Origin of the sequence: Duganella phyllosphaerae (genome assembly GCF_001758785.1) — a bacterium.
Taxonomy (GTDB): Bacteria; Pseudomonadota; Gammaproteobacteria; order Burkholderiales; family Burkholderiaceae_D; genus Rugamonas; species Rugamonas phyllosphaerae.
This window is the reverse complement of the sequence record NZ_LROM01000001.1, coordinates 1-506: the sequence shown is the minus strand read 5'-3', so window position 1 is coordinate 506 and position 506 is coordinate 1. Positions and strand designations below refer to the sequence as shown.

Annotated in this window: 1 pseudogene; it reads right to left on the bottom strand. The window is 59.3% G+C overall.

The features are described 5' to 3' along the window. Positions 1 to 187: 187 nt before the first annotated feature. Positions 188 to 457, bottom strand: a pseudogene (locus tag DUPY_RS00005) (DUF779 domain-containing protein); the annotation flags it as partial. Positions 458 to 506: the final 49 nt, after the last annotated feature.

Below are 506 nucleotides of genomic sequence, written 5' to 3'. Positions count from 1 at the left end.
GCCGGGACTGCGTTTCGCTGCGATCGTTTTGTCAGCCGCGAAGAAGAAAGAGTATGAAGCATTTAGCTCGTTTCGTCAACCTTCTTTTTTCTCGTTTCACTCTGCATTTGCATGCGTTATTCTGCGAGGGGGCGAATTATAGCCAACCATCCGCCCCGTCGGCAAGGACTTTTTGAGGACTATAAATTTACGCCTCGGCCGGCCCCCTGGACGCCGGCCCCAGCTGCGCCAATTCCTCGTCCGTGAACAGGCGCGACCGGGTGAGGAAGCGGCGGCCGGTACCGTTATCGAGCGAGAACATGCCGCCGTTGCCATTGACCACGTCGATGATCAGCTGCGTATGTTCCCAGTACGCGAACTGCTCGCTGCCCATGTAGAACGGCGCGCCGTCGAGCTCGCCCAGGTAGACGTCGGTATCGGAGACGGCAAACTCGCCGGCCGCGTAGCACATCGGCGCGCCGTTCTACATGGGCAGCGAGCAGTTCGCGTACTGGGAACATACGCAG